This window comes from Ruegeria sp. CG3 (genome assembly GCF_056537205.1).
This window is the reverse complement of sequence record NZ_JBQFRC010000002.1, coordinates 320,886-345,160: the sequence shown is the minus strand read 5'-3', so window position 1 is coordinate 345,160 and position 24,275 is coordinate 320,886. Positions and strand designations below refer to the sequence as shown.

Annotated in this window: 22 protein-coding genes; 16 read left to right on the top strand and 6 right to left on the bottom strand. The window is 65.3% G+C overall.

Annotation, left to right across the window (positions count from 1 at the left end; all coding sequences use genetic code 11):
• Positions 1-32: 32 nt before the first annotated feature.
• The 6 genes from ACR0NB_RS12265 to ACR0NB_RS12240 all read left to right on the top strand — a co-directional run bounded on the left by ACR0NB_RS12265 (position 33) and on the right by ACR0NB_RS12240 (position 9,467).
• Complete coding sequence (locus tag ACR0NB_RS12265) at positions 33-1,040, top strand: AAA family ATPase (RefSeq protein ID WP_149774202.1); 1,008 nt, start codon at positions 33-35, stop codon at positions 1,038-1,040.
• Positions 1,037-1,912 (top strand): DUF58 domain-containing protein, encoded by an 876-nt coding sequence (locus ACR0NB_RS12260; RefSeq protein WP_480775829.1) that lies wholly within the window; start codon positions 1,037-1,039, stop codon positions 1,910-1,912. The genes ACR0NB_RS12265 and ACR0NB_RS12260 overlap by 4 nt, the downstream gene beginning before the upstream one ends.
• A complete protein-coding gene (locus ACR0NB_RS12255; RefSeq protein ID WP_480775828.1) occupies positions 1,909-4,671 on the top strand; it encodes a DUF4159 domain-containing protein in 2,763 nt (920 codons plus the stop codon). The genes ACR0NB_RS12260 and ACR0NB_RS12255 overlap by 4 nt, the downstream gene beginning before the upstream one ends.
• On the top strand, positions 4,668-6,710 hold the full coding sequence (locus ACR0NB_RS12250; RefSeq protein WP_170341847.1) for a DUF7408 domain-containing protein: 2,043 nt from the start codon (positions 4,668-4,670) through the stop codon (positions 6,708-6,710). The genes ACR0NB_RS12255 and ACR0NB_RS12250 overlap by 4 nt, the downstream gene beginning before the upstream one ends.
• 72 nt (positions 6,711-6,782) lie before the next feature.
• Positions 6,783-8,996: a response regulator gene (locus ACR0NB_RS12245; RefSeq protein WP_480775827.1), complete on the top strand. Its 2,214-nt coding sequence runs from the start codon at positions 6,783-6,785 to the stop codon at positions 8,994-8,996.
• 9 nt (positions 8,997-9,005) lie between these two features.
• Complete coding sequence (locus ACR0NB_RS12240; protein WP_480775826.1) at positions 9,006-9,467, top strand: VOC family protein; 462 nt, start codon at positions 9,006-9,008, stop codon at positions 9,465-9,467.
• On the opposite strand, the gene yaaA is transcribed toward ACR0NB_RS12240, so the two are convergent.
• The 3 genes from yaaA to ACR0NB_RS12225 all read right to left on the bottom strand — a co-directional run bounded on the left by yaaA (position 9,458) and on the right by ACR0NB_RS12225 (position 12,666).
• Positions 9,458-10,228 carry a peroxide stress protein YaaA gene (yaaA, locus tag ACR0NB_RS12235; RefSeq protein WP_480775825.1) on the bottom strand — a complete coding sequence of 257 codons (771 nt, stop codon included), beginning with the start codon at positions 10,226-10,228 and terminating at the stop codon, positions 9,458-9,460. The genes ACR0NB_RS12240 and yaaA overlap by 10 nt on opposite strands.
• Positions 10,229-10,262: 34 nt before the next feature.
• Positions 10,263-12,302: a DNA helicase RecQ gene (gene recQ / locus ACR0NB_RS12230; RefSeq protein WP_480775824.1), complete on the bottom strand. Its 2,040-nt coding sequence runs from the start codon at positions 12,300-12,302 to the stop codon at positions 10,263-10,265.
• 76 nt (positions 12,303-12,378) lie between these two features.
• Entirely contained in the window at positions 12,379-12,666 is a 288-nt protein-coding gene (locus ACR0NB_RS12225) for a YggT family protein (RefSeq protein WP_005980077.1), read from the bottom strand.
• A 131-nt stretch (positions 12,667-12,797) separates the two neighbouring features.
• Here ACR0NB_RS12225 and ACR0NB_RS12220 point away from each other — a divergent pair, with 131 nt between their 5' ends.
• From ACR0NB_RS12220 to smpB, 10 genes are all read left to right on the top strand, one after another.
• Complete coding sequence (locus ACR0NB_RS12220) at positions 12,798-14,165, top strand: MFS transporter (RefSeq protein ID WP_480775823.1); 1,368 nt, start codon at positions 12,798-12,800, stop codon at positions 14,163-14,165.
• Positions 14,162-15,025 carry a penicillin-insensitive murein endopeptidase gene (gene mepA / locus ACR0NB_RS12215; protein ID WP_480775822.1) on the top strand — a complete coding sequence of 288 codons (864 nt, stop codon included), beginning with the start codon at positions 14,162-14,164 and terminating at the stop codon, positions 15,023-15,025. The genes ACR0NB_RS12220 and mepA overlap by 4 nt, the downstream gene beginning before the upstream one ends.
• Complete coding sequence (locus ACR0NB_RS12210) at positions 14,998-15,882, top strand: esterase-like activity of phytase family protein (RefSeq protein WP_480775821.1); 885 nt, start codon at positions 14,998-15,000, stop codon at positions 15,880-15,882. The genes mepA and ACR0NB_RS12210 overlap by 28 nt, the downstream gene beginning before the upstream one ends.
• Positions 15,883-15,973: 91 nt before the next feature.
• The gene (locus tag ACR0NB_RS12205; RefSeq protein WP_480775820.1) at positions 15,974-16,618 is read left to right on the top strand and encodes a queuosine precursor transporter; all 645 of its coding nucleotides are present in this window, start codon (positions 15,974-15,976) and stop codon (positions 16,616-16,618) included.
• 262 nt (positions 16,619-16,880) lie between these two features.
• Complete coding sequence (arfB, locus tag ACR0NB_RS12200) at positions 16,881-17,300, top strand: alternative ribosome rescue aminoacyl-tRNA hydrolase ArfB (RefSeq protein ID WP_170360441.1); 420 nt, start codon at positions 16,881-16,883, stop codon at positions 17,298-17,300.
• A gap of 60 nt (positions 17,301-17,360) precedes the next feature.
• A complete protein-coding gene (locus ACR0NB_RS12195; RefSeq protein WP_170440010.1) occupies positions 17,361-18,107 on the top strand; it encodes an SDR family oxidoreductase in 747 nt (248 codons plus the stop codon).
• A gap of 82 nt (positions 18,108-18,189) precedes the next feature.
• Positions 18,190-19,203, top strand: coding sequence for a P1 family peptidase (locus ACR0NB_RS12190; RefSeq protein ID WP_480775819.1), 1,014 nt, complete (start codon positions 18,190-18,192; stop codon positions 19,201-19,203).
• 112 nt (positions 19,204-19,315) lie between these two features.
• Positions 19,316-19,729, top strand: a complete 414-nt coding sequence (locus ACR0NB_RS12185; RefSeq protein ID WP_170405871.1) for a c-type cytochrome — start codon at positions 19,316-19,318, stop codon at positions 19,727-19,729.
• A 189-nt stretch (positions 19,730-19,918) separates the two neighbouring features.
• Positions 19,919-20,461: an isopentenyl-diphosphate Delta-isomerase gene (gene idi, locus ACR0NB_RS12180; RefSeq protein ID WP_093964071.1), complete on the top strand. Its 543-nt coding sequence runs from the start codon at positions 19,919-19,921 to the stop codon at positions 20,459-20,461.
• Positions 20,462-20,508: 47 nt separating this feature from the next.
• Complete coding sequence (gene smpB, locus ACR0NB_RS12175; protein ID WP_170447423.1) at positions 20,509-20,985, top strand: SsrA-binding protein SmpB; 477 nt, start codon at positions 20,509-20,511, stop codon at positions 20,983-20,985.
• Positions 20,986-21,013: 28 nt separating this feature from the next.
• On the opposite strand, the gene glpK is transcribed toward smpB, so the two are convergent.
• The 3 genes from glpK to panB all read right to left on the bottom strand — a co-directional run bounded on the left by glpK (position 21,014) and on the right by panB (position 24,252).
• On the bottom strand, positions 21,014-22,492 hold the full coding sequence (gene glpK, locus ACR0NB_RS12170; RefSeq protein ID WP_480775818.1) for a glycerol kinase GlpK: 1,479 nt from the start codon (positions 22,490-22,492) through the stop codon (positions 21,014-21,016).
• Between the two features lie 72 nt (positions 22,493-22,564).
• The gene (gene panC / locus ACR0NB_RS12165; protein WP_480775817.1) at positions 22,565-23,416 is read right to left on the bottom strand and encodes a pantoate--beta-alanine ligase; all 852 of its coding nucleotides are present in this window, start codon (positions 23,414-23,416) and stop codon (positions 22,565-22,567) included.
• Complete coding sequence (panB, locus tag ACR0NB_RS12160) at positions 23,413-24,252, bottom strand: 3-methyl-2-oxobutanoate hydroxymethyltransferase (RefSeq protein WP_480775816.1); 840 nt, start codon at positions 24,250-24,252, stop codon at positions 23,413-23,415. Before panB ends, panC begins: the two co-directional genes overlap by 4 nt.
• Positions 24,253-24,275 lie beyond the last annotated feature (23 nt).

Genomic DNA, 24,275 nt, shown 5'->3' with positions numbered 1-24,275 from the left:
TCAACCATAATAAGTCCACGGAAGGGAAAGTCATGACCGAACCTGCCGACCTCGTCTCCGAGATCGAAGCGCTGGAAGAGAAACTGCAACAGGCCAAATCCTCGATCACCCGCCGCTTCATCGGGCAGGAGAGGGTCGTCGACCTGACGCTGACAGCGCTGCTGTGTGGCGGTCATGCCCTGCTGATCGGGCTGCCGGGCCTCGGCAAGACGCGGCTGGTCGAAACCCTGTCGACGGTCATGGGCCTTCATGGCAACCGCATCCAGTTCACCCCTGACCTGATGCCGGCCGACATTCTGGGGTCTGAGGTTCTGGACACCGCCGAGGATGGCAGCCGACATTTCCGATTCATTCCCGGCCCGATCTTCTGTGAACTCTTGATGGCGGACGAGATCAACCGCGCCAGCCCGCGCACCCAGTCGGCGCTGCTGCAGGCGATGCAGGAACGCACGGTGACCGTCGCGGGCGAGGATCGCGCGCTGGGCGTGCCGTTCCATGTGCTTGCCACCCAGAACCCGATCGAACAGGAGGGCACCTATCCGCTGCCCGAGGCCCAGTTGGACCGTTTCCTGGTGCAGATCGACGTGAACTATCCCGACCGTCAGACCGAGCGTGACATCCTGCTGGCCACCACCGGCGTGGCCGAGGAGGAGGCGCACCAGATCTTCACCAAGGAAGAATTGCTGGCCGCGCAGGTTCTGTTGCGCCGGATGCCGGTGGGCGAGTCGGTGGTCGAACTGATCCTGGATCTGGTGCGCGCGTTCCGCCCTGAAGAACCCGGCGTGTCCGAGCGTGTGTCCGAGACCGTCGCCTGGGGCCCGGGTCCGCGCGCGGCGCAAGCGCTGATGATGACGGTGCGGGCGCGGGCGATGCTGCAGGGCCGGCTGGCCCCCAATGCCGAAGACGTGCTGGACATGGCGCGCCCGGTGCTCAGCCACCGGATGGCGCTGAACTTTGCCGCGCGGGCGCGCGGTGACAGCCTGGCCGACCTGATCGAAACCACCGCGGCCGGGCTTGTCCGGGCCGAGGCGGCGGCGTGAACGCGGCCCGCACCCTTCGCGAAAGATCCGAGGCCGAGGCGTCCCGGCTGCCGCCGCTGTTGGCGCGGGCCGAACATCTGGCCGGAACCGTGCTGCTGGGCGATCACGGCCGGCGGCGTTCGGGGTTGGGCGATGATTTCTGGCAATACCGGCCGGCGCAGATTGGCGACAGCCGGCGGATGATCGACCATCGGCGCTCGGCCCGCGGCGATCAGCAATATGTGCGCGAACGCGAATGGCAGATCGCCCAGTCGATCATGCTGTGGGTCGATCAGGGCGCCTCGATGCGCTTTGCGTCCGACAAGTCGCTGCCGACCAAGGCCGACCGCGCCCGCCTTCTGGGGCTGGCCACGGCGATCCTGCTGGTGCGCGGGGGCGAGCGTGTGGGCCTGACTGGAACCACCCTGCCGCCCCGGCGCGGCAACGCCCAGATCATCCGGCTGGCGCAGGCCCTGTCCGAAGATACCGAGGCCGATTATGCCCCGCCCGAGCACCGCGCCATGATTCCCCATGCCCGTGCCGTGTTCATCTCTGACTTCCTCGGCCCGCTGGACGAGGTCGAACTGGCCCTGACCAAGGCCGCCGATCGCGGCGTGCGCGGTGTGCTGCTGCAGGTCCTGGACCCGGGCGAGGAGAACTTCCCCTATCGTGGGCGCACCATCTTCGAAAGCGTCGGCGGCACGGTCCGGCACGAGACACTGAAGGCCGGCGACCTGCGCGAGCGCTATCTGGCGCGGCTGGCGCGGCGAAAGGATGACCTGACCCGCCTGTGCCGCGTCACCGGCTGGCAGCTGGGCCTGCACCATACGAGCGACAGCGCGCAGGCGGCCCTGTTGTGGCTCTATCGTGCGCTGGACGGAGGGGCGCGATGACGGTTCTGGCGGGCATCGGCTTTACCGCACCATGGGTGCTGCTGGGTCTTCTGACCCTGCCGATCCTGTGGCTGATCCTGCGCGCCGTGCCGCCCGCGCCGATCCGCCGGCTGTTCCCGGCGGTGACCCTCTTGCTGGGCCTGAAGGACGACGAGAGTGTATCCGACCGCACCCCGTGGTGGCTGCTGCTGCTGCGGATGCTGGCGGCGGCGGCGATCATCATTGGTCTGGCCGGCCCGGTGCTGAACCCGTCGCGCGACCAAACCGGATCGGGGCCGCTGCTGCTGGTGCTGGATGCCAGCTGGGCCGGGGCCACGCGCTGGCCCGCCACGCTGGAGCAGATCGACGCGCAGCTGACCGAAGCCGGGCGGGCCGGGCGCCCGGTGTCGATCCTGCGACTGACCGAGCCGGAACCGCCGGTTTTCCAGGCCGCCGAAGCCTGGCGCAACCGCCTGCCCGGGCTGGTTCCGCAGCCGTGGCAGCCGGACGCGGCGCAGATCGAACAGGCGCTGGCCGACCTGTCGGCGGTCGAGGGCGGGTTCGACACGCACTGGTTCACCGACAAGCTGGACTATCCGGGCCGTGAAACCCTGCTGTCTGCACTTCAGGCGCGGGGCGCGGTCACGGTCTATCGCGCGGCGGCGCCGATCCTGGCGCTGCGGCCGGCCACCTATCAGGACGGGGCGATCCGGCTGACCGCGGTGCGCGCCACACCCGGTCCGGCGCAGACCGTCACCATCAATGCGCAGGGGCGCGACCCTGCGGGCGTGATGCGCCTGCTGCAATCGGTCGAGGTCAGCTTTGACAGCGGCGCGACCCAGGCGCAGGCCGATCTGGCGTTGCCGTCCGAACTGCGCGCCCGCATCACTCGGTTCGAGCTGCAGGGCCAGCGGTCGGCCGGGGCGGTGTCGCTGACCGATGACAGCCTGCGCCGGCGCGAGGTCGCCCTGATCGCCGGAACCGTCAATCGCGAGGGGCTGGAGCTGTTGTCGCCGCTGCACTACCTGACGCAGGTGCTGATCCCCACCGCCGATTTCGTCGAGGGCGGGCTGACCGAGGTTCTGCCCGCCAACCCGGATGTGATCGTGCTGGCCGATGTGGCCAAGCTGACCCCCAGCGAACAGGCCGGTTTGGTCGAATGGGTCGAACAGGGCGGGCTGTTGCTGCGCTTTGCCGGTCCGCACATGGCAGGCAGCGATCTGGGCCGCGATGCCGAAGACACGTTGCTGCCGGTGCGGCTGCGCAGCGGTGGCCGCTCGGTCGGCGGCGCGATGAGTTGGGGCGAAGCCAAGGGGCTGGCGCCTTTCCAGGAAGGCTCGCCCTTTTACGGGTTGCGCATTCCAGACGACGTGACCGTCAGCACCCAGGTGATGGCGCAGCCCGACCCGAACCTGGCCGACCGGGTGATCGCCGCGCTGTCGGATGGCACCCCGCTGGTGACGCGCAAGCCACTGGGCCTGGGTCAGGTGGTGCTGTTCCACGTCACCGCCGATGCCGAATGGTCGACTCTGCCGCTGTCGGGCCTGTTCGTCGAAATGCTGGACCGGCTGGCCGTGGCCTCGGCCGCCAAGACGCGGCAGGTCGAACAGCTGCAAGGCACCACGTGGGAGCCGATTCAGGTGATGGACGGGTTCGGAACCCTGTCTGATGCGGGCAATCTGGCCGGTGTCGATGGCCCGGCGCTGGTGTCCGGCGCCCTGGGGCCCGACCTGCGCCCGGGTCTGTATGAAAGCGGCAAGCAGAAGCTGGCCCTGAACGTGTTGAACGAGGATAGCACGCTGCGCCCGATCAGCTGGCCTGCGGATGTTCCCATCAAGGGGCAGGAGGTCAGCGCCGAAACTCCTATCGGGGGCCTGCTGCTGAGCCTGGCCCTGATCCTGCTGACGGCTGACGTCGTGGCCTCGCTGGCGCTGTCGGGGCGTCTGGGGCTGGCGCGGGCGGCGGCGGTCGCACTTGGCGCGCTTCTGATCGCACCGCAAGCGCAGGCGCAGACGCCCGAGGAGACCGAATTCGCGCTGCAGGCAACCAAGGAATTGGTGCTGGCCCATGTACTGACCGGCAATGCCCAGATTGACGACGTCGCCCATGCCGGGCTGCGCGGCCTGTCGCAAACTCTGTTTTATCGCACGTCCGTCGAACCGGCCGAGCCTATGGGCGTGGACCTCGAACGTGATGAACTGGCCTTCTTCCCGCTGCTCTACTGGCCGATCACACCGGATCAGCCCCAGCCTTCGGCCGAAGCTTATGCCAAGCTGAATGGATATCTGCGGTCGGGCGGGATGATCCTGTTTGACACGCGGGACGCCAACATCGCCGGGTTTGGCGCCTCGAGCCCCAATGGCCGCAAGCTGCAGCAACTGGCTGCTCCGCTGAATATCCCTGCGTTGGAGCCTGTTCCGCGCGATCACGTCCTGACCCGTGCGTTCTACCTGTTGCAGGATTTCCCCGGTCGCTTTGCCGGAACCGAGGTCTGGGTCGAGGCCGCGCCGCTGGACGCCGAACAGATCGAAGGTATGCCCTTCCGCAACCTCAACGACAACGTCACCCCGGTGGTGATCGGTGGCAACGACTGGGCCGGGGCCTGGGCAATCGACGGGAACGGGCAGGCGCTGCTGCCGGTCGGGCGCGGCTATGCCGGAGAACGCCAGCGCGAGCTGGCCAACCGGTTCGGCGTCAACCTGGTCATGCACGTGCTGACCGGGAACTACAAATCCGATCAGGTGCACGTGCCTGCTCTGCTTGACAGGTTGGGCCAATGACCGGTTCCGTCATCTTTGACCCGCTGATCCCGTGGCCCGTGCTGGTGGTCATCGGTTCGATCGCTTTGGCCGCGACGGTTCTGGCGCTATGGCGCGGGCTGTCGGGTTGGGCGTTGCGCGGACTGGCGGCGCTGGTGCTGCTGGCGGCTTTGTCCGGCCCTGTCTACCAGATCGAGGACCGCGCCCCGCTGACCGACATTGTGTTGATGATCGAGGATGAAAGCGCCAGCCAAACCCTGTCGGACCGCGCCGAACAGACCGCGCAGACCGCCGAGGCCCTGGCCGCCGAGATCGAGGCCCGCGACAACACCGAACTGCGCCGCATCACCGTGGGCGACGGCGACGGGGACGAAGGCACCCAGGTGATGGCGGCGCTGAATGCCGCGCTGGCCGAGGAACCGCGCGCCCGGATCGCCGGAATTCTGGTCCTGTCTGACGGCATCGTGCATGACGTCGATCAGGCCCCCGACCTGCCTGCGCCGATGCACCTGTTGCAGACCGGTCGCGCGCAGGACTGGGACCGCCGCCTGATCGTGCGCAATGCGCCGGCCTTTGCCATCATCGATGAGCCCGTCACTCTGACCTTGCGGGTCGAGGACAGTGGCGCGGTGCCCGCCGGTCCGGCGTCCGCCCCGCTCGAGATTGCGGTGGACGGGGGCGAGCCGCAGCAGTTCAGCATCCCGATCGGTGTGGATGTCGAACTGCCGGTGACCTTGCCCCATGGCGGGCGCAACGTCATCCAGTTCACTGTGCCACAGGCCGATGGCGAACTGACCGACCGCAACAACACCGCCTTGATCCAGATGAACGGCGTGCGCGACCGGCTTCGGGTTCTGTTGGTCTCGGGCGAGCCGCATCCGGGCGGACGAACCTGGCGCAATCTGCTGAAATCCGACAGCTCGGTCGATCTGGTGCATTTCACCATCCTGCGCCCACCCGAGAAACAGGACGGGGTTCCGGTGGACGAACTGTCGCTGATCGCATTCCCCACGCGCGAGTTGTTTCTGGAGAAGATCAACGATTTCGACCTGATCATCTTTGACCGCTACAAGCGGCGCGGCATTCTGCCGGCGATCTATCTGGACAACGTGACCAACTACATCAATGACGGCGGTGCTGTGCTGATTGCGGCCGGGCCTGACTTTGCCACCGCCGACAGCATCTTCCGTTCGCCCCTGTCTGCGATCCTGCCGGCGCAACCCTCGGCCCGGGTCATCGAAGAGCGCTACGTGCCCACGGTGACAGACCTGGGCCAGCGTCATCCGGTGACCGCCGATCTGGGTGAGACGGGAGACTGGGGCGCATGGCTGCGGCAGATCGACGTAAAACAACGCTCGGGTGAGTTGCTGATGACCGGCGTCGACGACCGCCCGCTGTTGGTGCTGGACCGGGTGGGGGAAGGGCGCGTGGCGCTGCTGGCCTCGGACCACGCCTGGCTGTGGAGCCGTGGCTACGAGGGCGGTGGCCCGCAGTTGGAATTGCTGCGCCGCCTTGCCCACTGGATGATGAAAGAGCCCGAGCTTGAAGAAGAGGCGCTGTGGGCCGAGGCCAACGGGCAGTCAATGCGCATCATCCGCCAGACCCTGAACGAAGAGGTGGGCCCCGTCACGGTCACCCGACCCAATGGCGACACGCTTGAAGTGCCCTTGCGCGAATTGTCCCCCGGTCGGTTCGAGGCGCAGTATTTCGGCCCTGAAATTGGGCTTTATCGCCTGCAGGAAGGTGAGCTGTCCTCGGTCATCGGCCTTGGCCCTGCGGCGCCGCGGGAATTCGAACGCACCATCGCAACAGCCGAAATCCTTGAACCGGTCATGGCCGGGATGCGCGGCGGGGTGATCCGGGTCGAGGACGGGCTGCCGGCAATCCGCAACGTGCGCGCCGGGCGTCCTGCGGCCGGGCGTGGCTGGATCGGTCTGACCCCGCGCGAGGCATATGAAACCCGTGACGTGACCCAGGCCGGACTGTTGCCTCCCTGGCTGGTGCTGCTGCTGGCGGGTGGCTTCCTGCTGGCGGGCTGGCTGCGCGAAGGACGGCGCTGACCGGCCTTTGGTCTTAAACAGATTTTCACGGTCTGCGGGAATGCTGATCCCGAACCGACCGGGAAGATGACCATGAGTCTTGCAGAAAAACTGGCACAGGAACGGCGGGCGCGTCTGGCCGCCGAACGCTTGCTTGCACTCAAGCAGAGTGAACTGTCCGAGGCCAATCGCAAGCTGGGCGAATATGCGATGGCCCTGACCAAACGTATCGGCGAGACCGAGGCCGAGGTCGAATCCGTGCGTGGCGAGAATGAAAAGGTCAAATCGGACCTGACCGTTGCAAATGCCAAGATCGAAGTGGCCGAACGCCGCCTCTGGCATTCGATCCAGACGATCCAGGACGGTTTCGCCTTCTTCGACGGCAGTGATCGGTTGATCAGCGCAAATACGGCCTATCTGAGCGTGTTCGAAGGACTGGACGAGGTCGCGCCCGGGATTTCATACCCCCGCATTCTTGATCTGCTGACCACAGAGGGCATCATCGATATCGGGTCGGAACCGGCCGAGGCGTGGAAAACCCGCATGATGCGCCGCTGGACCCGGATCAACCCGCCGCCCGAAGTGATCCAGCTGTGGAATGGGCAATATATCAAGCTGATCGACCAGCGCGGCCAGGGTGGCGATGTGGTCAGTCTGGCCCTGAACATCACGGCCTCGGTCCAGCATGAGGCGCAACTGCAGGCCGCGCGCGAAAAGGCCGAGGCCGCCAACCGGGCCAAGTCGGCTTTCCTTGCCAATATGAGCCATGAGATCCGGACCCCGATGAATGGCATCGTCGGGATGACCGACCTGCTGTCGGAAACCCCTCTGAATGAGGAGCAGAGGCTTTATGTCGAGACAATCCGAAATTCGGGGGACGCGCTGCTGGTCATCATCAATGACGTTCTGGACTATTCCAAGATCGAAGCGGACAAGCTTGTGCTGCATCCGGAGGGTTTCGATCTTGAGCGTTGCATCCTCGAAGTTGCGATGCTGCTGCAGCCCACGGTGCGCGACAAGGGGCTGACCTTGCTGGTCGACTATGACCTGTTCCTGCCGACGCTGTTCGTGGGTGATCCGGGCCGGGTGCGTCAGGTGCTGACCAATCTGGTGGGCAACGCGGTCAAATTCACCGCCCAGGGCCATGTTCTGATCCGGGTCACCGGAGTACCGCATGCCGATCAGAAGACCTGCGACATCCACATTGCGATCGAAGACACCGGAATCGGCATCGAAGCGGACAAGATCGAGCACATATTTGGCGAGTTCAATCAGGTTGAAAACGAAAAGACCCGCGCCTTTGACGGCACTGGCCTTGGTCTGGCCATCACCAAACGCCTGATTACCTTGATGGGTGGCTCGATCTGGGTCGAGAGCGAGGCCGGCAAGGGATCGTGCTTTGGGTTCCGCATCACGCTGCCCACCGCCGAAGGCCCTCAACCGGCTCCGCCTGCCTTGGCGGACAGGCTGAAACATGTCCTCGTGGTCGAGGATCTGGCGGTCAATCGGGCCATTCTGAACAAGCAGCTGCGGCGTTTGGGGGCCGAGGTAACGGTTTGCGCCACAGGCACCGAAGCGCTGAGCGCGGTGGATGCGTCGGTCGACCTGATCCTTTGCGATCACGATCTGCCTGACATGGACGGGCTGGATTTGGCGGAAACTCTGCGCAAGCGAAGCTGGTCCGACGTTCCGATCGTGCTGATGTCCGCAAACCCGGCCATCGTACACGCCGATCCGAACCATCGGCTGATACAAGGGGTGGTTCAGAAACCGATCCCTCGGGCCGAGCTGTTCTCGCGGCTTCAGGCGCTGGGCGCGGCTGTGTTGCCTGCGCCTGTTTCCCCGCCCTGCCGCGCAGAGCCGGCCCAATCGTCCGGCGGAAACACGAAGCTGCGCAAGATGCGGGTTCTGGCTGCCGAGGACAATCGCACCAACCAGTTGATCCTGAGCAAGATGACCAAGGATCTGAACATAGACCTCAAGCTGGTGGCCAACGGGCTTGAGGCTGTCGAAGCCTTTGCGGAATTCGCGCCGGACCTGATCCTTATGGACATCTCGATGCCCAAGATGGACGGAAAGCAGGCCACGGGTGAGATTCGCCGACGCGAAATCGGCACAGGGCAGCATGTGCCGATCGTGGCGCTGACCGCTCATGCTTTGGCCGGTGACGAGCACAGCATCCTTGGGGCCGGGTTGGATCACTACCTGACGAAACCGCTTCAGAAGAAGCTGATTTGCGAGATGATCCAGTCCAACTGCCCGACGGATGCGCAACCTGTCATTGTCGAGCCGGCCGGTGCGGTCTAGGCTGACGCCATGTCACAGGAACGAGGTTTTCGCCCCCGCGCTTTGGGTGAAATCGCAATACGCTGCGCCGACATGGCAGCAATGGTTGATTTCTATGAAAACGTCATCGGGCTGACCCGCCTGCACGGCGGCCATAACAGCGCCATCACATTCTTTCGGATTGCGGATGGGTTCGAAGGACACACACAGGTTCTGGCGCTTTTTCACCATGGGGCAGCGCCGCGGCCGGGTTTGCACCCCACCGGTGCCGACAAACCCGTGACCGGGGCGCAATCGTCGCTGCACCATGTCGCCTTGTCTCTTCCCTTTGCGGAACAGGAGGCCGTCATGCGCTGGTATGACCAAATCGGCCAGCCCTATCGCGTCGAACGGTTCGGCTGGATCGGTTGGCGCGGAGTATTTACTGCGGGCCCCGAGGGCAACACGGTCGAACTGGTGGCGTATGATGCCTCGATGCTGGATCAGGCCTGATAGGGGCGCACGAATACCGGTTTGTCCGGTTCCGATAAATCAGACCGGTACACATAGCCGCCGGTGTCGAAATCCCGCAGGCCCTTCGGATCGGTCAGCCGGTGCTGGATGATGTACCGCGCCATTGAGCCGCGAGCTTTTTTGGCAAAGAAGCTGACGATCTTGGGTGCGCCGCCCTTGTCCTCCATAAAGACCGGGGTGATGACCCGCAGTTTCAGCGCCTTGGGGGCCACCGCGCCGAAATATTCCTGGCTGGCGCAGTTCACCAGCGTGTCGGTGCCGATCTCCTCGGCCTGCGCGTTCAGCGCCTTGCTCAGCTGGTCGCGCCAGTAGTCATACAGGGTCTTGCCGCGCCGGGTCTTCAGCCGGCTACCCATTTCCAGCCGATAGGGCTGAATGGCGTCCAGCGGGCGCAGCAGGCCGTAAAGCCCCGACAGGATGCGCAGATGATCCTGCGCCCAGGCCAGTTCGTCGGCGTCCAGCGAGGCGGCCTCGAGCCCCTGATAGGTGTCGCCCGCAAAGGCCAACGCGGCCGGGCGGGTGGTCTCGGGCGGCGGGGTATCGGCAAAGGTGCGGAACCGGTCGCGGTTCAGCCGGGCCAGATCGTCGCTGAGGCTCATCAGCTTTTTTAGATCTCCCAGCGTCAGGTTGCGCGCGGTTTTCGCCAGCCGGATCGCGTCGTCCTGAAAATCGGGCTGGGTCGGCGTCGCGTCCCGTTCTGCCCAGTCCAGCCGTTTGGCCGGAGAGATCACCACCAGCATATCTACCCCCTTGTACGTGCCTGCCCGCCGATACCTAGCCCGCCGCGCGCAGCACGTCCAGAAAGGCGGCCGCGAAACGTTCGGCGCGGCGGTCGCCCAGAATCTGCTCCAGCGCGCGGTCGTCGTCGGGCCGCATCTGCGCAACCTTCGCCAGTTGCGCGGCCGAACAGCTCAATGGTTTGTCGATCCCGTCCGGGCCTCGGGCCAGCTGTGCCTGCACCTCGAGCAGACGGTCGTAGATATTGCCCTGTTCACGCCCGGCCAGCTTGCGGCGCGCCGGGTGGACCGCCTGCGCCTCGCCCGCGATTACTTCGAGGAAGGTGTCGCCATAGCGGTCCAGTTTTTTTGCGCCCACGCCGCCGATCCGGGCCATCTCGTCCAGGGTCATGGGGCGTTTTTCCGCCATCTCGATCAGCGTTCGGTCAGGGAAGATGACATAGGCGGGCACGCGGGCGGCCTCGGCCAGGGCGCGGCGCTTGGCCTTGAGCGCCGACAGCAGGGGCGCATCCTCTTCCGAGACCATCATCTTGACCGCGGGCCGGCGGGTGGCCTTGCGCAGCGTATCCTTGCGCAGGGTGATCTGCGCCTCGCCCTTCAGGATCGGCTTGGCGGCCTCGGTCATGCGCAGGGCGCCGTGGCGTTCAGGGTCGGGGCGGACCAGGTCATGGCCCATCATCTGCCGGAAGATCGCCTGCCATTGCGGGCGCGACCAGTCCTTGCCGATGCCATAGGTGGGCAATTCGTCATGCCGCCGGGCGCGGATCTTGTCGGTGTCATTGCCCAGCAGGATGTCGATCAGGTGGCCCGAACCGAACCATTCCTCGGTGCGCAGGATCGCCGACAGGGCCATGCGCACCGGGGTGGTGCCGTCGAACAGCTCGGGCGGGCTGTCGCACAGATCGCATTTGCCGCAGGGCTGGGCCTCTTCCCCGAAATAGCCCAGCAGGGTCTGCCGGCGGCAGTGCAGCGCCTCGGCCAGACCCAGCAGAGCGTTCAGGCGGGCATGGTCGGCGGCGCGGCGTTCGGGCGGGGCCAGCCCCTCGTCGATCTGGCTGCGGCGCAGGCGGATGTCGTCGGGGCCGAACAGGGTCAGGGTCTCGGCCGGGCCGCCGTCGCGGCCGGCGCGGCCGATTTCCTGGTAATAGGCCTCGATCGATTTGGGTAGGTCCGCATGGGCGACCCAGCGGATGTCGGGCTTGTCGATGCCCATGCCAAAGGCCACGGTGGCCACCACGATCAGCCCGTCCTCGCGCGCGAAGCGGGTTTCGACGATGCGGCGGTCCTCGGCCTCCATCCCGCCGTGATAGTGGCAGGCGCTGTGGCCCTGTTCGCGCAGGGCCTGCGCCAGCACTTCGGTCTTGTTGCGGGTGCCGCAATAGACGATGCCCGACTGGCCGCGACGGGCATCGGCGAAATCCAGGATCTGCTTGCGCGGGCTGTCCTTGGCGGCAAAGGCCAGATGGATGTTCGGCCGGTCGAAGCCGCGCAGGAACTTGCGCGGGGGCGTGCCGTCGAACAGTTTCTCGACGATCTCGTCCTGTGTTTCCGCATCCGCCGTGGCGGTGAAGGCGGCCAGGGGCACATTCAGCGCGCGCCGCAGCTCTCCGATCCGCAGGTAGTCGGGGCGGAAATCATGGCCCCACTGGCTGACGCAGTGCGCCTCGTCCACGGCGATCAGGCTGACATTGATCCGCCGCAACATGCCCAGCGCCGAGCCAGCGGCCAGCCGTTCGGGCGCCATATACAGCAGTTTCAGCCGCCCGGCCTCGAGCGCCTCCCACACGGCATCGGTTTCCTCGGGCGTGTTGCCCGAGGTCAGCGCGCCGGCCTCGACCCCGGCCTCCTGCAGCCCGCGCACCTGGTCGCGCATCAGCGCGATCAGCGGCGAGATCACAACGGTGACGCCGTCACGCAGCAGGGCAGGCAGTTGATAACACAGAGATTTGCCGCCCCCGGTGGGCATGATCGCCAGCACGTTCTCGCCGGCGGTCACGGCATCGACGATCTCTTCCTGCCCGGGGCGGAACTCATCGAATCCAAAGACATCTCGCAGCAGAGGCGCGGCGTCGAACATGTGCGGGGGTGCCCTGTTTCAAGATTTGACTGCTCTTGAACGGACAATCACACAGTCGGAATCGGGGAACAAGAGGTCAGTAGAAATAGACCGCGTTGTTGATGAGGATGATCCGCAGCGCATAGACCCCGATCAGCACCACCAGAGGCGTCAGGTCCAGACCGCCCATGTTGGGCAGAATGCGGCGGATCGGGCCGTAGATCGGTTCGAGCAGGCGGTTCAGGCCGTACCAGATCTGGGCGACCAGCTGTTGATGCAGGTTCAGGACCTGGAAGTTGATCAGCCAACTCATGATCACATGGGCCAGGATGATGAACCAGACGATGTCCAGGATCAGCAGCAGGATTTGGATCAGCGACAGCATGGGCACCTCGTTTTCCGTACGGCCTGAGACCTAAGTGCCCAAGCGGCAATAGGCAAGCCCGCAGTCACAGAACGCTTGCGAAATGGCCCAAAGGCCCGTCTTATGAAATCAAAAGCAGGCAAGGGGCAGAGATGGCAGTGATTTCCAAGCGCAGGCGCATCTGGGGCTGGTGGTTTTTCGACTGGGCCAGCCAGCCGTATCACACCCTGTTGGTAACCTTTGTCTTTGGCCCGTATTTCGCCGGCGTTGCGGCCGAATATTACGCAACCGCCGGGATGGATGCCGAGGCCGCCGCCGCGCAGGCGCAGACGGTCTGGGCCAACTGCCTGACGATCACGGGCCTGATCATCGCTTTCGGCGCGCCGCTGCTGGGGGCGATGGCCGATGTCTCTGGGCGGCGCATCCCGTGGATCTTTGCCTTTTCGGTGATGTATGCCGTGGGGTCTGCCGCGCTGTGGTTCACGCTGCCGGACGGGTCGAACATGTGGCTGATGCTGTCGGCCTTCGGTCTGGGCTTTGTCGGGGCGGAATACGCGCTGATCTTCATCAACTCGCAATTGCCCGATCTCGGCGATGACAACGAGGTGGGCGAGATCTCGGGCTCGGGCTTTGCCTTCGGCTATTTCGGCGGGCTGATTTCCCTGGCGATCATGCTGGCGCTGTTCGTCGAGCAGCCCAACGGCAAGACGCTGATCGGAATGGAGCCGCTGTTCGGGCTGGACGCCGGCGCACGGGAAGGCACGCGTTTTGTGGGGCCGTTCACCGCCGGGTGGTTTATCCTGTTCATGGTCCCGTATTTCCTGTGGGTGCGCGACGATCCCGCCGCCGACAAAAAGGGCAGCGTATCCGAGGCGCTGCGCCTGCTGGGCAAATCCGTGGCCGCTTTGCGGTACCGGGTCAGCCTTGCCAGCTATCTGGGGTCATCGATGTTCTACCGGGACGCGCTGAACGGGCTGTACAGTTTCGGCGGCGTCTATGCGCGGCTGGTGTTGGAATGGGACCTGATCAAGATTGGCGTCTTCGGCATCATCAGCGTGCTGGCTTCGGCGGTCTTCGCCTGGATCGGCGGCAAGCTGGACCGGAAATTCGGCCCCAAGCCAGTGATTCTGACTGCGATCTGGGTTTTGATCCTGGTCTGCACCACCATCGTGTCGATGGACCGGACGCAGATCTTCGGCATCGCCCTGCCCCAAGGCTCGGGCCTGCCGGACATTGTATTCTTTGGCTGCGGCATCCTGATCGGCGGGATGGGCGGCATCCTGCAATCGGCCAGCCGGTCGTTGATGGTGCGCCACACCGATCCGGCCGCCCCGGTCGAGAGCTTTGGCCTCTATGGTCTGTCGGGCCGCGCCACCGCTTTTGCGGCGCCTTTGATGATCGGAATTGCAACAACCGCGACCGGCAGCGCGCGGTTGGGGGTGTCTCCGATCGTCGGGTTGTTTATTCTGGGATTGTTCCTAATGCGCTGGGTCAAACCGGAAGGGGATCAGAGCAGATGATTTCATTACGTTTTTTGGTGTTTTTGGCAGGAATTGCGCTTGCCGGGGCGGCCGGGGCCCAACCGCTGGCCAAGCAGTTGTTCGGGGCTCAGAAGGACAGTTCGCAACAAAAGCCGGCCGCTTTCGGCAGTTATTCGCGCGGATGCGCCGCCGGATCGGTGCAACTGCCCGAGACCGGGCCCACTTGGCAGGCGATGCGTCTGTCGCGCAACCGCAACTGGGGCCATCCGCAAGCCATCGACTTCGTGCAGGACCTCAGCCGTTTTGCGGCAAGGCAACCGGGGTGGAACGGGCTTTACATCGGGGATATCAGCCAGCCGCGGGGCGGGCCTATGACCTCGGGCCACCGCAGCCACCAGCTTGGCTTGGACATCGACATCTGGATGCTTCCCGGTGACAACATGCGCCTGTCGCGCAAGGCCCGCGAGAACATCTCGTCCATCTCTCTGCGGCGCTCGAACGGGGCCTATGTGAACGGCAACTGGACGAAACAGCACCACGCCATCCTGCGCGAGGCGGCCAAGGACAAACGCGTGGCCCGCATCTTCGTGTTTCCGGGCGCCAAGGTGCAGATGTGCAAGGAAGAAAAAGGCAACCGCGCCTATCTGCGTAAGATCCGGCCCTGGTGGGGGCATCATTATCACTTCCACGTCCGGCTGAACTGCCCGCGCGGCTCGCGCGGGTGCGTCAATCAGGATCCGCCACCCAAGGGTGACGGCTGCGCCGAGGCCGAACAGTGGGTGCGCAACATCCTGAACCCGCCGCCGCCCGACCCCAACGCGCCGCCTCCGAAGAAACGGCGTGAGTATGTTCTGGCGGATCTGCCCCAGCAATGCGCCGCCGTCTTGCAGTCCAACTGATCGCCAGCCTGTTTCTGGCCGGCTCCGCCTGGGCGGTCGAAGTCAAATCGACCGAATATCTGGGCAGCTTTGCATGGCGCGCCGGCCATGACTGGTTCGGCGGGTTTTCCGCCATCCATGTCTCGGATGACGGGCAGCGCGCATGGGTGCTGAGCGACCGCTCCACCCTGGCATCGGTCCGCATCGAGCGGGATGGCGATGAGATTGTCGGCATCCGTATTGTTGGCCACTGGCCGGTTCTGTCCAGCCGGGGACGGATCATGCCCGGCAGCTCGGGTGACTCCGAGGGGCTGGCGCTGGCGCCGGATGGCAGCTTCTACATTTCGTTCGAAGGCGTGCATCGCGTGGCCCGTTATGCCGCGCCCGGTGCCCATGCTCAGGTGCTGCCGCGCCCCAAGGCCTTTGACGGGCTCGACCAGAATGGTTCGTTCGAGGGGCTGGCCATCGACGCGCAGGGTCGCCTGTACACGCTGCCCGAGAAAAGCCGCACGGCAAATGGCGACATTCCGGTCTATCGCTGGAACGGGCGCGCCTGGTCCACGCCCTTCGTCCTGGCGCAGCGGGACGGTTTTCTGCCCGTAGCGGCCGATTTCGGCCCGGACGGGCGGTTCTACGTACTGGAACGCGCGGTCTCGCTGACCGGGTTCCGGTCGCGTCTGCGTCGGTGGCAGATCGCGGGTGATACACCTGCGGCCGAGGAAATCCTGTTCCAGGCCAGAACCGGAACCCATGACAATCTCGAGGGGCTGTCGGTCTGGCGCGACGGGCAGGGGCGGTTGCGGGTCACGATGATCTCGGACGACAACTTTCTGGCCCTGCAGCGTACCGAACTGGTCGAGTATCTGCTGCCGGATTGACACGGGCCGATCCCGGGTCTAGAAGCGCGGCTTGCCTTGGGACGGTCCCTTGGCCAAGTCGCCGCTACCTTGTCAAAACGGGCATCAGAACATGCAACGCAACTTTATCCCCGGCATTCTTGCCATGGCCGCCATCGTCGTGGCCTCGAACATCCTGGTCCAGTTCCTGATCTTTGATGGGCTGTTGACCTGGGGTGCCTTCACCTACCCGCTGGCCTTTCTGGTCACCGACATCATGAACCGCGTCTATGGCGTGGGCCCGGCCCGCAAGGTCGTGTTTGCCGGCTTCGTCACCGGCGTGATCTGCTCGCTGATCGGCAGCCAGATCATGCTGCAGGGCGACGGCTTCACCTACGCCGCCGTGCCGTTGCGCATCGCCGTGGCTTCGGGAACCGCGTTCCTGATCGCGCAGCTGACCGATGTCACCGTGTTCAACGCCATGCGCGAAGGCCGCTGGTGGCGCGCGCCGCTGGTATCCACACTGGTCGGATCGGCGCTGGATACCGCGATCTTCTTCACCATCGCCTTCTCGGCCTCGGTGACCTTCTTCGGCGCCGATGCGGATGCGGCCATCAACTGGGCGTGGGAGCCTGTGCCCTTCATGCTGTCGGGCCCCGAGGCGCCTCTGTGGGTGACGCTGGCAATTGCAGACTGGCTGGTGAAGCTGTCGCTGGCTTTGGTCGCGCTTATCCCCTTCAAGGTGATCGTCGCGCGCCTGACCGCACAGCCCGCGTAAAAAACGCTTTGAGAATGGCACAAGTTGTGTCACCATCCTTTTCAACCGCAACAGATAGAAAAGGAGGTGATCCAGTGTCGAGAAAGAGATTGGAGAGAGGTGTCGGAACAACCGGGGGGACCGCCTGCTAGGGCAGCCCTTGGCGGAGCGCGCGCTCCGGCTGGTCGATTGATCTAACCGACCCGACCTCCTGAACTTTCGAAGGGCCGTCCCGCCGGGGCGGCCCTTTCTGTTTCCGGGTGGCGCCTGTAAGGTCGCGCCCATGTTGCGCATCACCGAAGATATCACCCTGCACGATTGGGAAATGACCGAGAGCTTCATCCGCGCTTCGGGGCCCGGCGGGCAGAACGTGAACAAGGTCTCGACCGCGGTCGAGCTGCGCTTCGAGGCGGCGCGCTCGCCCTCGCTGCCCGATCCGGTCAAGGCGCGGCTGAAACGGCTGGCCGGGCGGCGCTGGACCAAGGATGGTGCAATCATCATCCAATGCGACGAAACCCGCAGCCAGGCCCGTAACCGCGAGATCGCCCGCGCCCGTCTGGCCGAGCTGATCGGCAAGGCGCTGGTCAAACCCAAGCGGCGGATCGCCACGAAACCCACCTATGGCTCGGTCAAGCGCCGGCTGGCGGCGAAAAAGGCTCGATCTGACGTCAAGGCGCTGCGCGGCAAGGTGGCGGAAGATTGATCTGGCATCTTTCCCTGCCGTTGCTAGTCTGACCGCGACAGGCGGCAGGGAGGCAAGGCTATGAGGCTGGAGGGAAAAACCGCAATCGTGACCGGCGGCGCATCCGGGTTCGGGGCCGGGATCGTGCAGAAATTCCTGTCCGAGGGCGCACGGGTGATGATCGCCGACATCAACGGGGATGCCGCGCGTCACATGGCGGCAACGCTGGGCCCTCTGGCCGACCACTGCCAGGTGGATGTCTCCGACGGCGACTCGGTCCAAGCGATGGCGGATGCGGCGCTGCGACTCTACGGCCATCTGGACATCCTGGTGAACAATGCCGGTGTGACCCACCTGCCGACGCCGCTGGAGGAGGTCAGCGAAGAAGACTTCGACCGCGTCTATCGTGTGAACATGAAGTCGGTCTTTCTGACTGCGCGGGCGCTGGTGCCACATATGAAATCGCGCGGGGCGGGGGCGATCCTGAACGTCGCCTCGACCGCCGGATTGTCGCCGCGCCCGAATCTGAACTGGTACAACGCCTCCAAGGGCTGGATGATCACCGCGACCAAGACGATGGCGGTCGAACTGGCCCCCTCCGGTGTCCGCGTGAACGCGATCTGCCCGGTAGCGGGGGAAACGCCCCTGCTGAAATCCTTCATGGGCGAGGACACGCCCGAAATTCGCGCCAAATTCCTGTCGACCATCCCGTTGGGCCGGTTCTCGACCCCGCAGGACATGGGCAACGCCGCCTGTTTCCTATGCTCGGACGAGGCCAGCATGATCACCGGTGCCGCGCTTGAGGTGGACGGGGGCCGCTGTATCTGAACACCCCTTCATCTGGCCCGAAATATCCCCGCCGGAGGCAGCGCGCACCAGCGCGCTTTCCCGCAGTAAAGGACAAATCCGCATGACCCCCGGACCCAGAAACCTGATCACCGACGTACCCGGCCTGCTGGTGGGCAACGCTCAGGGCGCGGCTCTGAAATCCGGTGTCACCGTCCTGACCGGAGATCAGCCCCTGCGGGCCTCGGTTCATGTGATGGGGGGCGCCCCCGGCACGCGTGAGACCGATCTGCTGGCGGCCGACAAGACCGTCGACCGGGTGGATGCGATCGTGCTCTCGGGCGGCTCGGCCTTCGGGCTGGATGCCTGTTCGGGCGTGATGGACGCGCTGCATGCACTGGGACGCGGGTTTCAGGTGGGGCCGGCCGTGGTGCCGATCGTACCCGGGGCGATTCTGTTCGACCTGCTGAACGGCGGCGACAAGGCGTGGGGTGAAAACCCGTACCGCGCCTTGGGCCGGGCCGCATTTGACGCCGCGGCGGAGACGTTCGATCTGGGCAGCGCCGGGGCCGGAACCGGCGCGCTGACGGCCATGTGCAAGGGCGGGCTGGGCTCTGCCTCGGCGGCGTTGCCTGGCGGCGTGACCGTGGGTGCGCTGGTTGCGGCCAACCCGCTGGGCAGCGTCACCACTCCGGGCGACCGGCATTTCTGGGCCGCCCCGTTCGAGATCGGGGCCGAGTTTGGCGGGCTGGGGCCGGATGCGGCGTCCGGTCTGGGGGACCCCGCGCCCAGCCGCAAGGCCCGGGCGATGGGCCATCCCCCGCCCGACAAGGCCAACACGACCATCGCCATCGTCGCCACCGATGCCGCCCTGACCAAACCGCAATGCCAGCGCATGGCGGTGGCCGCCCATGACGGGATCGCCCGCGCCATCCTGCCCGCCCACACGCCGGGCGATGGCGACCTGGTGTTCGGCGTCAGCACGGGACGGATCCCTTCGGCCGAGGCCGATCTGGCCCTGCTGGGTCACGCCGCGGCTCTGTGCCTGACCCGTGCCATCGCACGCGCGGTCTACCATGCGAAACCGGCGCCAGGCGACCTGTTGCCGTGCTGGTCGGATCTGCAAAATACGCCTTGAAAATATACCTTTTCGGCTGCGTCAGGTCGCCGCCGCGCGTCAAATTGCGCATTGACTCTGCGTGCGTTTGATACTGGTTAAAGGGCAGCCAATTCATATCGGAGCAACGCCAATGAAACGTATCATCGCGACTGCCATCGTCGGCCTGCTGGCTGTGCCGGCCCTGGCCGAAGGCGACGCCGAAGCCGGCGCCAAGACCTTCAACAAGTGCAAGTCCTGCCACATGATCGCAACGCCGGACGGCGAAGCCATCGTCAAGGGCGGCAAAACCGGGCCGAACCTCTACGGCATTGCAGGCCGTACCGCCGGCACCGAGGAAGGCTTCAAATACGGCGACAGCCTGGTTGCGGCCGGCGAAAAAGGTCTGGTCTGGGACGAAGAAAGCTTTGTCGCCTATGTTCAGGACCCCAAGGCGTTCCTGAAAGACTACCTGGGTGAAACCTCGGCCAAGTCGAAGATGACCTTCAAGCTGAAAAGCGGTGGCGAGGACGTCTTTGCCTATCTGCAGAGCGTTTCGGCCGAATAAGCCGCACTTGCCAAAAAATCGGAACAAGTACAAAAGGCCGCAGCCCTGCGGCCTTTCGTGCGCTTGATTGAAACGTCGATCATCGCCAGTTTTGACGCAGACCAACAAAACACTGCGCCCAACCCGCCAGAGCATCGCACCCAGTTACCGATGCCGCCAGATCGACGCAGTCACATCAGGAGAGGACAGATGGGAATCATGATCCCGGCTTGGGTTCATGGCGAGCTTACACCCGTGGACAAGCTGGAAGCCCACGAAAAGGGGCTCAAGCACAAGGCGGTCTCGGTCTTCGTCGTGCGGGGCACCGAGATTCTGATGCAGCGCCGCGCGCTGGGCAAATATCACACGCCCGGCCTGTGGGCGAATACCTGTTGCACCCATCCCGACTGGGACGAAAACTCCTCGGACTGCGCCGTGCGCCGCCTGCGCGAGGAGTTGGGCATCACCGGGCTGTATCCCGAATACCGGCACCGGCTGGAATATCACGCGGATGTCGGCAACGGGATGGTCGAGAACGAGGTCGTGGACGTGTTCCTGGCGCATGTACGCGGGCCGCTGAAGATCGAGCCCAATCCCGACGAGGTGATGGAGATCCGCTGGATCGACTACCACGATCTGCTGGCCGAAGTGCGCCGTCATCCCGAACGGTTCACCCCGTGGCTGAAGATCTACCTGCACAACCACGCCGACACGATCTTTGGCCCCGACCTGATCATCTCGGCCAAATCCTGACGCGCCCATCTTGCAAGGGCTGACGAAGCCGCATACATCACGGCGTCATGGCCAAGCAGAAGACAGACCCCAACTACAAGGTGATCGCCGAAAACCGGCGGGCCCGCTTCGATTACGCGATCGAAGAGGATATCGAGTGCGGCATCGTGCTGGAAGGGTCCGAGGTCAAGTCTCTGCGCGCGGGCGGGGCCAACATCGCCGAAAGCTATGCCGCGGTCGAGGATGGCGAACTGTGGCTGATCAACAGCTACATCGCGCCCTACGAACAGGCCAAGGCGTTCAAGCATGACGAGCGCCGCCGGCGCAAGCTGCTGGTGTCCCGCAAAGAGCTGTCGAACCTGTGGAACGCCACGCAGCGCAAGGGCATGACGCTGGTGCCGCTGGTGCTGTATTTCAACCACAAGGGCCGGGCCAAGCTGAAGATCGGCATCGCCAAGGGCAAGAAGATCCACGACAAGCGCGAAACCCAGGCCAAGCGCGACTGGTCTCGCCAAAAACAGCGCCTGCTGAAGGATCACAGCTGACCCGGGCTGCGCCGCGGGTCAGACTGAATCAGAATGCCATGGTGGCCTGCACCGCCCGTTTCCAGCGCGCATAGGCCGCCTCGCGGTCAGCCTCGGGCAGGATCGGTTCGAACCGCTGGTCCAGCGCCCAGGTGTCGGCGAATCCCGCCTGATCGGGATAGACCCCGGCCTTCATCCCGGCCAGCCAGGCCGCGCCCAGCGCCGTGGTTTCCTGCATCACCGGCCGGTCGACCGGCGCGCCCAGAATGTCCGACAGACCCTGCATCGCCCAGTCGGACGCGCTCATCCCGCCATCGACCCGCAGGATCACGTCGGCCTCGGCGCCCCAGTCGCCCTGCATCGCGTGCCAGAGGTCGCGGGTCTGGAAAGCGATGCTCTCCAGCGTGGCCCGTGCGATCTCGGCCCGGCCCGAGTTGCGGGTCAGACCGAACATGGCGCCGCGGCAGTCGGGCTTCCAATAGGGCGCGCCCAGCCCGGTGAAGGCGGGCACCAGAACCACATGCTGGTTGGGGTCGGCCTGCGCGGCCAGTTCGCCGCTTTGCGGGGCCGAGTCGATGATCCGCAGCGCGTCGCGCAGCCACTGCACCGCCGCGCCCGCGATGAAGATCGAGCCTTCCAGCGCATAGGTCCGCTGACCGTCCAGCTGATAGGCGATGGTGGTCAGCAGGCGATTTTTCGACTCCACCGGCTGCGTGCCGGTGTTCAGCAGCGCAAAACAGCCCGTGCCATAGGTCGATTTCATCATCCCCGGTTGGAAACAGGCCTGCCCGATCGTGGCGGCCTGCTGGTCGCCGGCCACGCCCAGAATCGGGATTGCTCCGCCGAACAGGCCGGTCTGGCCGAAATCGGCCGCGCAGTCGCGCACCTCGGGCAGCATCGACAGCGGCACGTCCAGAAGATCGCAGATCTCGGCGCTCCAGTTGCCCTTGTGGATGTCGAACAGCAGGGTACGCGCGGCGTTGGTGGCGTCGGTGGCGTGGACGCGGCCCTCGGTCAGGCGCCAGATCAGGAAACTGTCGATGGTGCCGAACAGCAGCTCGCCCGCCTCGGCCCGGTCGCGCGCGCCGGGCACGGTGTCCAGCAGCCATTTGACCTTGGTGCCCGAGAAATACGGGTCGAGCAGCAGGCCGGTCTGGGCGGTCACGTCATCCTCGCAGCCCGCGTCGCGGAACCGCTGGCAGATCTCGGCGGTGCGGCGGTCCTGCCAGACGATGGCGTTGTGGATGGCCTTGCCGGTCGTCTTGTCCCAGACCACGGTGGTTTCGCGCTGGTTGGTGATGCCGATCCCGGCGATCTGGTCGGCCGCGACGCCCACCTCGTCCATCACCTGCCGGCAGACGTTCAGGACGCTGTCCCAGATTTCCTCGGGGTCGTGCTCGACCCAGCCTTCCTGCGGGAAATACTGGGTGAATTCCTGCTGTGCGGTGCCCACGCGCTGCATCTGCGCGTCGAACAGGATCGCGCGCGAGGACGTGGTGCCCTGATCGATTGCCAGAATATAGGTCATGCCAGTGCTCCCCCCGGTCGTCATTTTCAGGGGACATTAGGCGATTGGTCGGGGCCGTTCCAGACCCCAGTTTCAGGCCACCGGCACGTCGATATTGTCGATCAGGCGCACGCCCTCCAGCCAGGCGGTGGCGAACAGGCGCGCGGGGCGGGTGGCGGCGGTCAGCGGCGCAAGCGTTTCGGCGCAGCGCAGGTCGATATATTCCACCTCGGAAAAGCCCGCCGCCAGCAGCGTGTCGCGGGCCGGCCCCACCAGATCGGCGAACGCGACGCCCTGCGCCAGCTGCCCGGCCATGTCCTGCATCACCGCATGCATCAGCGCCCCGGTCGCCAGCCCCTGGTCCGACAGGCGCAGATTGCGCGAGGACATCGCCAGCCCCGAGGGCTCGCGCACGGTGGGGCAGCCGATCACCTCGATCGGGATGTCCAGATCGCGGGCCATGCGCTGCACGACCATCAACTGCTGATAGTCCTTTTCCCCGAAATAGGCCCTGTCTGCCTGCGTCTGCAGGAACAGTTTTGCCACGACGGTTGCCACGCCGTCGAAATGTCCGGGGCGGAATTCGCCCTCCATTACGTCGGTCAGGCCGGCGACGGACACGGTGGTGACGAACCCGTCCGGATAGATCTGGTCCGGGTCGGGGACATAGATCGCATCGACCCCCAGCGGCGCCAGCTTGGCCGCGTCGTCCTGCTCGGTGCGCGGGTACTTGGCCAGATCCTCGGGGTTGTTGAACTGCTTGGGATTGACGAAGATCGTCACGATCACCCGGTCGCAATCGGCCCGCGCCGCCTGTGCCAGCGACAGGTGCCCCTGATGCAGCGCGCCCATGGTGGGCACCACGCCGATGGTCTGGCCCGCCCGGCGCCAGGCCCGGGTCTTGGCGCGCAGCTCCGAAAGGGTGCGCAGGATGGGCGCGGTCATGACTTGCCCCCCTTGGCGGGCGCCTGATCGGCAAACACATGCTCGGCCGCGGGGAAGGTGCGGGCGCGCACCTCGGCGGCGTATTCGGCGATGGCGGCCTCGGCCAGCAGGCCTAGATCGGCATAGCGTTTGACGAATTTCGGTTTGAAGGCCGTGAAAAAGCCCAACATGTCGTCAACCACCAGGATCTGACCGTCACAGCCGGCCGAGGCTCCAATGCCGATGGTAGGGATGGGCAGCTCGGCGGTGATCCGGTCGGCCAGACCCTGCGGAACCTTCTCGAGCACGACCGAAAACGCCCCGGCCTCGGCCACGGCGCGGGCGTCGGCCAGCACCGTCTCGGCCTGTTCGTCGCGGCCCTGCACCTTATAGCCGCCCAGCGTGTTGATCGATTGCGGCGTCAGCCCGATATGCGCCATCACCGGGATGCCGCGCTTGACCAGAAAGCGGATCGTCTCGGCCATCTCGACCCCGCCTTCCAGCTTGACCGCGCTCGCGCCGGTCTCGGCCATAAGCCGGGCCGCGTTGCGGAAGGCCTGCTCGGGGCTTTCTTCATAGCTGGCAAAGGGCATGTCGATGACCATCATCGCCGTCTCCAGCCCGCGCGCCACGGCCTGCCCGTGCAGGATCATCATCTCCATCGTCACGCCCAGGGTCGAGCTCAGCCCGTGCAGCACCATGCCGACGCTGTCGCCCACCAGGACGAAGTCGCAATGGGGGTCCATCAGCCGGGCCATCGGCGTGGTATAGGCGGTCAGGCTGACCAGCGGATCGCCCCCTTTGCGGGCGCGGATATCCTCGGCATTCGGGGCTGTCTTGCGGGCGGTGGCGCTCATGCTCGCTCCTCGCGGGGTTCATG

What these genes read in the sequence shown, in the direction of transcription:
- mepA (WP_480775822.1), top strand. Translation starts at nt 14,162, where the DNA reads ATGATTTCATTACGTTTTTTGGTGTTTTTGGCAGGAATTGCGCTTGCC.
- ACR0NB_RS12245 (WP_480775827.1), top strand. Translation starts at nt 6,783, where the DNA reads ATGAGTCTTGCAGAAAAACTGGCACAGGAACGGCGGGCGCGTCTGGCC.
- ACR0NB_RS12265 (WP_149774202.1), top strand. Translation starts at nt 33, where the DNA reads ATGACCGAACCTGCCGACCTCGTCTCCGAGATCGAAGCGCTGGAAGAG.
- glpK (WP_480775818.1), bottom strand. Translation starts at nt 22,492, where the DNA reads ATGACCTATATTCTGGCAATCGATCAGGGCACCACGTCCTCGCGCGCG.
- smpB (WP_170447423.1), top strand. Translation starts at nt 20,509, where the DNA reads ATGGCCAAGCAGAAGACAGACCCCAACTACAAGGTGATCGCCGAAAAC.
- panC (WP_480775817.1), bottom strand. Translation starts at nt 23,416, where the DNA reads ATGACCGCGCCCATCCTGCGCACCCTTTCGGAGCTGCGCGCCAAGACC.
- ACR0NB_RS12195 (WP_170440010.1), top strand. Translation starts at nt 17,361, where the DNA reads ATGAGGCTGGAGGGAAAAACCGCAATCGTGACCGGCGGCGCATCCGGG.
- ACR0NB_RS12225 (WP_005980077.1), bottom strand. Translation starts at nt 12,666, where the DNA reads ATGCTGTCGCTGATCCAAATCCTGCTGCTGATCCTGGACATCGTCTGG.
- ACR0NB_RS12220 (WP_480775823.1), top strand. Translation starts at nt 12,798, where the DNA reads ATGGCAGTGATTTCCAAGCGCAGGCGCATCTGGGGCTGGTGGTTTTTC.
- ACR0NB_RS12185 (WP_170405871.1), top strand. Translation starts at nt 19,316, where the DNA reads ATGAAACGTATCATCGCGACTGCCATCGTCGGCCTGCTGGCTGTGCCG.
- arfB (WP_170360441.1), top strand. Translation starts at nt 16,881, where the DNA reads ATGTTGCGCATCACCGAAGATATCACCCTGCACGATTGGGAAATGACC.
- yaaA (WP_480775825.1), bottom strand. Translation starts at nt 10,228, where the DNA reads ATGCTGGTGGTGATCTCTCCGGCCAAACGGCTGGACTGGGCAGAACGG.
- ACR0NB_RS12205 (WP_480775820.1), top strand. Translation starts at nt 15,974, where the DNA reads ATGCAACGCAACTTTATCCCCGGCATTCTTGCCATGGCCGCCATCGTC.
- ACR0NB_RS12255 (WP_480775828.1), top strand. Translation starts at nt 1,909, where the DNA reads ATGACGGTTCTGGCGGGCATCGGCTTTACCGCACCATGGGTGCTGCTG.
- ACR0NB_RS12190 (WP_480775819.1), top strand. Translation starts at nt 18,190, where the DNA reads ATGACCCCCGGACCCAGAAACCTGATCACCGACGTACCCGGCCTGCTG.
- ACR0NB_RS12240 (WP_480775826.1), top strand. Translation starts at nt 9,006, where the DNA reads ATGTCACAGGAACGAGGTTTTCGCCCCCGCGCTTTGGGTGAAATCGCA.
- recQ (WP_480775824.1), bottom strand. Translation starts at nt 12,302, where the DNA reads ATGTTCGACGCCGCGCCTCTGCTGCGAGATGTCTTTGGATTCGATGAG.
- idi (WP_093964071.1), top strand. Translation starts at nt 19,919, where the DNA reads ATGGGAATCATGATCCCGGCTTGGGTTCATGGCGAGCTTACACCCGTG.
- ACR0NB_RS12210 (WP_480775821.1), top strand. Translation starts at nt 14,998, where the DNA reads ATGCGCCGCCGTCTTGCAGTCCAACTGATCGCCAGCCTGTTTCTGGCC.
- panB (WP_480775816.1), bottom strand. Translation starts at nt 24,252, where the DNA reads ATGAGCGCCACCGCCCGCAAGACAGCCCCGAATGCCGAGGATATCCGC.
- ACR0NB_RS12250 (WP_170341847.1), top strand. Translation starts at nt 4,668, where the DNA reads ATGACCGGTTCCGTCATCTTTGACCCGCTGATCCCGTGGCCCGTGCTG.